At 52.8% G+C, this 9,912-nt stretch carries 9 protein-coding genes; 5 read left to right on the top strand and 4 right to left on the bottom strand.

The features are described 5' to 3' along the window. The first annotated feature begins 20 nt into the window (after positions 1-20). The 5 genes from LB310_RS07355 (at position 21) to tagD (ending at position 4,867) form a co-directional block, all read left to right on the top strand. Entirely contained in the window at positions 21-1,172 is a 1,152-nt protein-coding gene (locus tag LB310_RS07355) for a DegT/DnrJ/EryC1/StrS aminotransferase family protein (protein WP_301154805.1), read from the top strand. A gap of 76 nt (positions 1,173-1,248) precedes the next feature. Then, positions 1,249-2,151 (top strand): hypothetical protein, encoded by a 903-nt coding sequence (locus tag LB310_RS07360; protein WP_301154806.1) that lies wholly within the window; start codon positions 1,249-1,251, stop codon positions 2,149-2,151. Next, positions 2,148-3,266: a glycosyltransferase gene (locus tag LB310_RS07365; protein WP_301154807.1), complete on the top strand. Its 1,119-nt coding sequence runs from the start codon at positions 2,148-2,150 to the stop codon at positions 3,264-3,266. The genes LB310_RS07360 and LB310_RS07365 overlap by 4 nt, the downstream gene beginning before the upstream one ends. Continuing rightward, positions 3,263-4,450 (top strand): CDP-glycerol glycerophosphotransferase family protein, encoded by a 1,188-nt coding sequence (locus tag LB310_RS07370; RefSeq protein WP_301154808.1) that lies wholly within the window; start codon positions 3,263-3,265, stop codon positions 4,448-4,450. Before LB310_RS07365 ends, LB310_RS07370 begins: the two co-directional genes overlap by 4 nt. A 24-nt stretch (positions 4,451-4,474) precedes the next feature. Further along, a complete protein-coding gene (gene tagD, locus LB310_RS07375) occupies positions 4,475-4,867 on the top strand; it encodes a glycerol-3-phosphate cytidylyltransferase (RefSeq protein ID WP_301154809.1) in 393 nt (130 codons plus the stop codon). 226 nt (positions 4,868-5,093) lie between these two features. Here the strand turns inward: tagD and LB310_RS07380 are convergent, their stop codons facing one another. From LB310_RS07380 to LB310_RS07395, 4 genes are all read right to left on the bottom strand, one after another. Further along, positions 5,094-5,918: a transposase gene (locus tag LB310_RS07380; protein WP_301154810.1), complete on the bottom strand. Its 825-nt coding sequence runs from the start codon at positions 5,916-5,918 to the stop codon at positions 5,094-5,096. 11 nt (positions 5,919-5,929) lie between these two features. Next, complete coding sequence (locus LB310_RS07385; protein WP_301154811.1) at positions 5,930-6,199, bottom strand: hypothetical protein; 270 nt, start codon at positions 6,197-6,199, stop codon at positions 5,930-5,932. A gap of 242 nt (positions 6,200-6,441) precedes the next feature. Then, entirely contained in the window at positions 6,442-6,567 is a 126-nt protein-coding gene (locus LB310_RS07390; RefSeq protein WP_301154812.1) for a hypothetical protein, read from the bottom strand. A 1,091-nt stretch (positions 6,568-7,658) separates the two neighbouring features. Continuing rightward, positions 7,659-9,866, bottom strand: a complete 2,208-nt coding sequence (locus tag LB310_RS07395; RefSeq protein WP_301154813.1) for an AAA family ATPase — start codon at positions 9,864-9,866, stop codon at positions 7,659-7,661. Between the last annotated feature and the right edge of the window lie 46 nt (positions 9,867-9,912).

The raw sequence follows: 9,912 nt of genomic DNA on the forward strand, positions 1-9,912 counted from the left end.
CGATAGGAAAGGCTGGGTGCATGAAGTATAGGGATTTAACGCGACAGTACGCTGCATTGAAATCGAGGATCGACGAGGCCATGCGGGCAACGTGCGAAGAAGCCTCCTTCATAGGGGGAAGGCGCGTCGTGGAGTTGGAAGCCGAGCTGGCGGATTATTGCGGGGTCAAGCACTGCCTCACCTGCGCGAATGGTACAGACGCCCTCCAGCTTGCGCTTATGGCGTGGGGCGTGGGGCCCGGAGACGCGGTGTTCGTTCCGGATTTCACCTTTTTCGCGAGCGGCGAGGTCGTTCCGGTTGTCGGGGCCGTGCCAGTGTTCGTCGATGTAAATCCGCTGACGTTCAATCTCGACGCATCTTCCCTTGAGGGCGCAGTGAAGCATGTGCTGGAGGAAACCGATCTCGTTCCGAAGGCTTGCGTCGCGGTCGATCTCTACGGCCTTCCTGCGGATTACCAGGCTATTCGACAGGTTTGCGAACGCTACGGACTGCGGCTGCTCGAAGACGGGGCGCAAGGTTTCGGAGGTTCGATAGGAGGCAAGAGGGCGTGCTCTTTCGGAGACATCTCCACGACGAGCTTCTTCCCCGGCAAGCCGCTTGGCTGCTATGGGGACGGGGGTGCCGTATTCACCGACAATGACGAGTGGGACATCCTTATGCGAAGCTTGGCGGTGCATGGGAAGGGTGCGACGAAATACGACAACGTGCGCATCGGAATGAACAGCCGCCTCGATGCCCTGCAGGCGGCAATCCTTGAAGTGAAGCTCGACGCTTTCAAGAGCTATGAGCTTGAGGCGGTCGATCGCGCGGCACGGCGCTATAGTGAAGTGCTGTGCGGGATCGATTGCGTGCTGCCCCAGGTTCCCGAAGGGTTTTCAAGCAGCTGGGGCGTTTACACCGTCCAGCTGCCCGTAGGCGTCGATCGCGATCGGCTCCAAACGCATCTCAAGGATGCCGGCGTTCCCACCATGGTCTACTACCCCAAGCCCATGCATGAGCAAAAGGCGTTCGAGGACGCGCACCTTTGCCCGAATGGTTGTCCTGAAACCGAAAGGCTGTGCGGAACGGTCTTGAGTCTCCCCATGGGGCCCTATTTGCATGAGGAAGAGATCGAAGTGGTTGCGACCCGGCTGTTTGACTTGCTCGCTGATGCAGGTGCTTCGCTTGACTAGGCTTCGGGCGGGTGCAAGCAATGCGAATGCCCAATCTCCCCCCCCCATCGTCGAACGCGATTCGTAAGGTTGCTGGATGATAAAACTGTTTCGAGGCGGTAGCTGGCATGTTTGCTTTCGAGAAAGACGAGAGGAGGACGACCGGCTCGAGCTGGATCTGCCGTTTTCTGTCGTCCCCAATCCGCCAAATGGGTGGATAGCCGACCCGTTCCTCTTTAGCCATGGTGATCGCCTGTTTCTCTTCGCGGAGTACTTCATAAACGCAAAAGAGAAGGGGGTGATCGGCGTGTCGGAATACCGCAACGGCGAATTCACGCCCATGAGGCAAGTCATCGAGGAGCCTTTTCATCTTTCGTATCCGATGGTGTTCGCTCATGAGGGCTCGTTTTATATGATTCCCGAATCTGGGCAAGGCGGACGAATCGGCTTGTATCGTTCCGCGAATTTCCCGCTTGAATGGGAATTTACGGCAGAAATTGCCTCTGGCGGCAATTTCGCGGACACGACTTTGACGAAAATCGAGGGTGGGGCATTGGAGCTGGTCTCATACCAGAAGGCCGATGATTGCTACCGGGTTTTCCTCATCGAGTTCTCGCTCGACGAAATGAGGCTCGTGAGATGCGATTCGTCTTCCTATGGCGAGGATTATTGTCGGCCAGCCGGCTTGCCGCTTACCGTCGACGGCCGGTCGCTCATTCCGGTTCAAGACTGCCGAGAAAAGTATGGCGAGTCCATTGGGCTGTTCCCCTTCGATCATACGGCTGGGTTCGCGGCTCGCAGGCCCGTGCGAGTGATCGATGCCGATTCCGTTTCCGTTGCGGAAGAAGCATCGTTTCAAAGGGTTCATACCTTCAATCGGCTCGGGTGTTTCGACGTGATCGATGTCTTCGAGGAGCGTTTCGACGTGCTGCATGCTCCTAAGATGCTCAGGCGTCGTATCCGCACTGCGGCTTTGAAGCACAATAGGCTTCGCGGATGAACGTCCTTTACGTGACCAATCAGGTTTTCGCGTTGAGCAAAAGCAACAAGATGATGTTCTCCTTGTTGGAAAAGCTTGAGCATAAGGTTTTTTGGGCTGCTAATTTCAATTCGTACGTCGGGGATATATCGACTATTCCGTGCGATATCGTGCAAATCGATTTGACTTCGAATCCTCTGAACAAGACCAACGTGAAGGCTTATCGCCAATTGTGCCGGGCCGTCGCGGAGAATTCGATCGAGGCGATGCACTGCCACACTCCCATCGGCAGCTTGCTTGGGAGGGTTGTCGCAAAAAAAATGGGAATAGCGCCTGTGATCTACACTGCGCACGGATTCCTGTTCTTCGAAGGCGCGCCTCGAGTAAGTGGGATGGTTTTCCGCATGGAAGAAAGTCTTCTTGCGAGGTGCACTGATGCCCTCGTGACGATCAACGAGATGGACTATCAAGCTGCCAGGAAATTCAAGCTTCGCAATGGCGGTCGGCTGTACAAAGTCCATGGCGCGGGCATCGAGGCGCAGGTTGATCGTGGGAAGACTGCGGGATTGCGCAAAGCCCTTTCACTGGAAGGCAAAACCTTATGTTTTTCGGCTGCGAGAGTCGATTCCAACAAGAATATCGAGACGGTTCTGAAGGCGATCAGCTTGGTGCCTGATCGCAACATCCACTACGTCGTTGCGGGGGATGGGCCGGATTTGAGTCGTCTGAAAGAACGTGCCGATCGGCTCGGAGTGGCGGATCGGGTGCATTTTCTCGGCTATAGGCTCGACGTGTCAGAGTTGCTCAACGAAATTGATATATTCGTCCTCTCTTCGATTCGCGAGGGCTTATCGAGATCCGTCATGGAGGCAATGTCCCATGGGCTTCCCTGTGTTCTGTCCCAGGCTCGTGGCAATCAAGACCTCGTTGCCCACGGAGTGGGCGGCTACATTTGCGAAACTCTCAACCCGCAGTCATACGCCGAGGCGATCAGAAGGCTGGCCGCATCGGAAGGATTGCGCGCAAAGATGGGCGAACGCAACCGGGCGTCCGTCGAGGAATTCTCATTGTCCAACGTGCGAGAAGAGTACCGGGAAATATATGAGCGTCATCTGGTTGAGGGAATACGGCGATGAAAGATCGGCTCGCGTTTATGAACAGGATTGAATACGCCTTGAAGCATAACAAGGCCCTTCTTTGGCTCTATCGAGTTGCGATGTCGACTTTGTTTCGCTTCATGGGCCTATTTGTCAGGACCGATGACGATCTTGTCTTGATATCTTCTTTCGGCGGCAAGCGCTTCGACGATAGCCCAAAGGCGATTTTCGAGCAAATGCTCGAAAGAAGCGATTGCGAGAAGTTCCGCTTCGCTTGGGCGTTCGTCGAGCCGGAAAAATTCAACTTGCCCAGAACGCGCTGCGTCAAAATGAATAGTCTGGCCTACTTTGTTTGCTCGCTTAAGGCAAGATATTGGATCACGAATGTGAATATCGAGAGAGGGCTCAGGTTCAAGAAGCCCGAAACCATTTACGTGAACACATGGCACGGCACTCCGTTAAAAACGATAGGAAATGCCGTTGATGGACGATTCGATTATGATTTCTCCCATGTCGATCTCATAACCTCCGACGGGGACTATTTCTCGCAAATTATGATGCGAGATTTTAACGCCAATCCTGCTTCGATTTTGAAATGCGGTCGCCCTCGCGAAGACGAGCTGTACCGCTTGGCAAAAGACGGAAACCGTGAAAAGATATGTTCAAAGCTGGGGATCCCCCCTACTGCAAGAGTAGTCCTTTACGCCCCAACCTGGAGAGAAAGCGCGGACGGAGGTTTGAGCTACGGCATAAAGCCCCCTGTTTCGATAGGCAAATGGAGGGAGATGCTCGGAGCGGATTCTGTGATTTTGTTTCGAGCGCACTCCATCACAACCAAGGTGACAGGGTTCGAATTCGGTAACAGGGTTTTGGATTGCTCAGAGTATCCGTGTGTAAATGAACTTCTTTTTATCGCCGACGTGTTGGTTACCGACTATTCGGGCATCTTGTTCGACTATGCGGGGCTCGAAAAGCCGATCATCTGCTTCGCATACGACTTTGAAGAATATCGCGCGTCGCGTGGCATTTATTTCGATATCAGGGAGCACCTCACGACTTTTTTCAACGAGGACGATCTCCTCTCCCATCTGGTGTCGATGGACGATGTCGAGGAGTCTGCCAAATCGAAAGCCTTTTTTGAAGCGTTTGCCGGCTGTGGTGGGAACGCTACTGATGCGTGCATTGATCGTATGCTGGATATTCGGCGACTCCGTTCCAGTTAAATTGTCCGGAGTGGGAGGAAGAGAATGAAACGGGTTATCACCTATGGCACATTCGATCTGCTGCACTATGGGCATATCAACCTTCTCCAACGTGCAAAGCAAAGGGGCGATTATTTAATCGTTGCCCTCTCGACCGACGAGTTCAACTGGAACGAGAAGCGAAAGAAGTGCTACTTCTCTTTTGAGAAGCGCAAGGCATTATTAGAGGCGATTCGCTACGTCGATCTGGTTATTTCCGAGGAATCGTGGGATCAGAAGGTGGAAGATGTGCGCCGATATCAAATCGATACATTTGTGATAGGCGATGACTGGGCTGGAAAGTTCGACTATCTGGAAGATGAAGGATGCGAGGTCGTTTACTTGCCGAGAACGCCTGAAATATCCACGACCCAAATAAAAAGAGACTTGATGGGCTGAAAGCTGAGGGAGCGCTGTCGAGATCCATACCCGCTTTTGATTCGGGGGATTGAGTTGCTTTGGGAATGCGATTGGCGTGGTCAGCATATATTCTGGATCGGACGACGAAAAAGAAAAGCATGGACTTATTAGAGAATTGCAGAACTATGCTCGTCATTGTCTAGCTTGGGATTTTGGGCACAGGAAACTTCGCCCTCGACAAGGCGTTCTTTGACAGATTCGATCTTCAGTGCCGAAGCGGCATGTCTAGGCCATACGCACCAACTTCTCTTTGCGCAGCAGCGCGATGTCGTTCACTTGCTTCACCTCCTGGGTGTTGATGACGGCTCCCTAGTGTCTTGGATCCTCGAACTTCACGTCGTTTGAGCTTCATGCCGCGCTTGATGACGCGCATGTAGCCGAGCGAGAGCAGACAGCGCCTCCTCATGCGCTTGAAGGTCTTGAACCCATAGTTCATCCGCTTCATCACCTTGATGGAATTGTTGAGACCTTCGGCGGTGGCGTTGGTCTTGTTGAACTTGTAACCGTTCAGCACACCTTCGCGGTTGCGCTTGAGCGTCTTGGCGGACCGCTTCATCTCGAAGATGTTGCTTCGCTGCGCAAGGGAAATCCATCTGGAAAGCGAATCACGCTTGTCTGCGCACCACGGCATGTCCGACCAGTCGCGAAACAGGTGCATGAGCTCGTTGGCGCACTTGAGGTCGGGGTCGGCTTCGAGCAGGCGTGCAACCTTGGCGGTGCGCGCTTTTCGGGGCTTGAGGTGAGAAAGATCGGCTATCTCTTTTTCTGTCAAAACGAGCGTGGACGTGAGGGCGGCTCCGTTAGTGGCCAGGCGCTCCGCGTAGGTGAAGGCGATATGCTCGAGATCTTCGGGTCGCATCAGGAAAAACTTCCAGGCACCTCTGATCTCTTTGCGAAGCGAGACGGGCAGCCCCTCGTCCTTCTGCACGCGCTTCCTCTTGTCGTTGAATGCTCCGCTCACGATCTTGACCACATGAAAGCGGTCGATGCAAAAGATGGCGTCCGGAAACCACTCCTTCTTAGTGCGCATGAACAAAGGGTTCATGCCCAAGCAGTAAAACGCACGTGGGATCTTTTCTTGGCGCTGAATCCGCCAAAGAAGCCGTCCGGGCATTTGCCGGTGAGCTTGGGCAGGATATCGACCAGGTATCCGGCGCCGCCATCGGCTATGGCGATGGCCATCTTGCCCTCGTCGGTGTTGGCCTTGAACTCGTCGATGCAGAGCGTCTCGGGCAAGTAGCTCGCATCAAGCACTGCCTGATCGAGCACGCAGTTCACCATATGAGGGCTCGGGCCGTTCTTCTCGCTCATCGCCTTAACCGGCTTCTTGTCCATAAGGCCGGCAAGATCGCATCCTGCGCATCGACGTTCATGTGGATGGAAGCCGTGCCGATCATCTCGTGGCGCTCGTTCCAAGACTTCTCGCATTTCGTGCACTGCATGCGCGTGACCTCGATCATGGGCATGAGTGGGCAGTTGCGGGCAGGTGTGTGCCAGACCTTTCTCCAGCGGCGTCCTTTGATGTGGGCATGGCCGCTGCATATGTGACACGTTCACTCTCGTACTTCGCGGCGCAGATAAGCCGCATCGTAGTCTCCCTGTCGGCTGAACTTGACCGCCTTGTAGTCTTGAGAGGCCTCCAGCACTTCGTTGATCCTGGGCTTGCGTGCGCTCACCATAGCTGCCGCCCCTTCAAGATAAGCTGGTGGCAGTATGCCCCACAGATGCCGGGACAGCCTGTGATGAGCTCATGTCTGATCGCATCCCAGGGGGATATGAAGTCGCCTGGGCAGAAGAGCGCGTCGCATACGTGCGTGAGCTGCTCGAGCGCCTCGAGGTCCTCTTCGCTTAACACTTCGAACCTGAACGCCCGCTCGACGAGTGCGGCGTCAGTTGCGGGCAGAAAGCCCTTTCCCTTGGTGTCATCCTGTGCTCCATGGCATTGCTCCGATCTACCGCGGACGCGGGTTGCCATAGGGCGGTGCGGGGGAGTGTCGTCTCCCCTCGCCGCCTGCCTTACCGGCGCGTGGGCACGCCCGTGCCCGCAGCGATCAAGGTGTTTTCACGCGCCGATCGCATCAATTGTAGGACAGGTGCATACCACCCAACAATATTTGAAGGCTGGGAATGTTTTTCAGAACTGGGGGGAAAGATGAGGGAGGCGACCTAAATGTCCGAAATCGAAACATCCCCCAAGTTATTAGGAAGAGCCCGAACAAACGTGCATTCTCGGAGATACTGTCGACTCCCGATACGATTCCGATGACTTCTTTGAGCATCGCCGCTAGTCATCATCAACGATGGCGCTCAACTTTTCTTTACGCTTTGCGAATGCTGCTAAGGCGGCGGATTCGAGCTCTGCGTTCGATTTATGAGCGGAGTTCTCCCGCGTCCTGAGCATCACGGCGCCCTAGACGCGTTCAAGCTCCTCCTCAAGGTGTGTAGCCATCCAGAATGGCTTTCACGTCCTCGTCAGAAAGCAGTCATGCGGCGGCTTTGGAGGGCGCTGCGCTTTTCGATATTTTCAATTCCGGCTCCGCATGTGGAGCCGGAATTGATTAGCTTGCACTTTCGCGCGAAGGCGCACGAGCAGGGTGGGGTGTTGAGTCGGTCGAGAGTCTCTGCCGGCTCCTTGGGCGCAATGCTGTAGAGGGGTCTGTTTGGTGACGATTGATGGATAGAGCAATGACCCGGGTAAATACGTGTCAAATCATTTGCCTATTTGATGGTTGAGCTAGTTCCATCTGGCCTGTCTAAGCTTTAGCGGGTGCTATATTCGGTTGATATTTATTATCTCATCAACCATGGCGAGAACCTCCTGAATCTCCGAAGTAAGCGTTTTTTCGCTGATATCTATAGCTGGCTGGAAGACATTAACATTCCACTCATAATGACTAAAGCTATTAAGTAGCGTCTTTTTGGATAGCATCTTTCGGCGCCAACGTTTTTCGTATTCGTTTTCGCTGTCTCTCAAGCAGGCGCTGATATAGTTATATAGTTTTGGTTTCGAAGGCAGCGATGCGTCAGGACAGTAGCTTAATAAGGCGTGTTCTACCTTTAGCCTTAACAGATAGAATGCATAGTTGTGAATGAGCGTTCGATTCAAGAGGGGATAAAGGTTTTCGTCAACGATAGTCTCCGGAAGGGTTTCGAGGTTTTTTTCTGCTAAGTCAGAGGGGAGCGCGGCTGTATCGTCGATCAAATCACCTTTGAATACTTCATTAAACAGGGGCGCTATCTCGACCGGCGATGCGTCTTGATGTTTGCAGTGCATCAGCGCGCAGCATCGTTCGTAAGCCTCGCTTTTTCCCGTCAAATTGGCCCATGAGCGAATATAGGGAATCAAAGAAATAAGAAAAGACTCATTGTCTTTAATTCCCAGAGACCCATGATCGGGCAGGAGCTTCGGCAGTTTGTCTGCATAAAGAAGAAGGCCTATCTCATTTCGATTTACCGGCTCGAAACCGTTCAGTCCGCCCTCCGAAGCTGCGAGCATATACAAGTTGAAGCAGTCTTGATGTTGCTCGTGCAGGAGTCTCACGAGTTCGAGATTGTGAGTAAGAACAATGACCTTTTTGTCCTTGAGCATATCCAAAATGAGGTATGCGATACGGTTTTTAAAGATAGAGTCGAAACTAGAAACGGGATCATCGATCACTATACAGCTGGTATTTGATCTCTTTGCCCTCGTCAGATCGAGTAAAAGCGAGAGAAAGTTTTTTTCTCCGGTACTGAGCGGAAACTCCTGCGGATGACTTGGAAGCTCGGAAGAGGAAAGTTCGATCTTGAGATTATTCCCTGAAGTAACTTGAATGTCGAGTGTTTTGCCGAGATAGCTTGAAGCTACCTCTCTCATGAGCTCAATATCCTCCCATGCGTTGTCAAAGCCTACTTTGTTGCGTATTTCTTTATATTCCTTCCACAATACTACACAACCGCTTTCCCGAATCGCTTTCGCTAAGGTGAATTTTGCGAACTGGGCCGCTTCTCGGATGTCATTCTGGATGTTCTCGAGTTCTCTCTCGAGAGGAGCCGCATCGCCATTTTCGAGGAAGTGCGTGTATGCCTTAAATAGATTAGGATTAGTTTGAGAGAGAGCTCCAATTATCTTCTGTTGCTTATCGTTAAGCGTTCCGGTTATGTTATCAATTTTTTGTTGAAGATTCCGATAAGCGTCGCTCCATCCGCTCCATTTTGCTCCGCACGTCGGGCAGTCTTGCATATCGGGTTGGAATTGAAGGAGCAGTTCCGCCTCTTTCTCATACAGTGGCAGGTTGCCGGCTTCTGCGACCCTTTCAGGGGTTGCGGAGTCATTTTTTGCAGCAATGGTTTTATATGCGCTTCCTCCGTCTTTGTCGGCTAAGCAGTCGCGCGAGCTATGTCCTTTAATACGGCCGACACCTTCGAAGGGATTGCTGACATACCATTTGGAACAAGCTTGATCCATGAAGTCGAAGAGTTTTTCGCGGGTGGTTGAATTGCCGAAAACGAGGTCGATTGCCTCAACGAGATCAGGATCGGCTTCCTTGAGTTTCGCGGCAAGGGTGTTGCCTTTGACCGTTAAGCCAACCTTTGCGAATTCCGACTTCAAAGCTTTTTTCATCGCTTGGAATTTGTCGGTGAGCAAATCGTCTAACTCCAGCTCTCTCGCAACATCGTCTCCCAAAAGAAGAGCGCGGCTTCCTGGCAGCTCGGCTACATTTCGACCGTCTTGATCTTTGATCAGGTAGAACTCTTTGCTCCCGTTTAACGAAGAGAATTGAGAGCCAGAAAAAACGCCTTCGCAATGCATCGATGAGCCAGGAGTGCCGCAGAGCGCGTGGGCAATTGTCGATTTGCCGCTTCCATTCGGGGCGTAAATGACAGCGTTGCCTTGTCGAGAAAACTCTACGACATTTAATTCACTTAGATGAGCGAATTCGCTTGGGAGTCTCCCGGGGGCTGTTATTGAGCTAATTATCAATTCGTCGGGTTTCATGCGTCTGCCTCTCTTCGTAGTCGAACATTGGGTCCTTTGCCTTGTG

The sequence above is a fragment of the Gordonibacter sp. RACS_AR49 genome (assembly GCF_030418435.1).
GTDB lineage: Bacteria > Actinomycetota > Coriobacteriia > Coriobacteriales > Eggerthellaceae > Gordonibacter > Gordonibacter urolithinfaciens.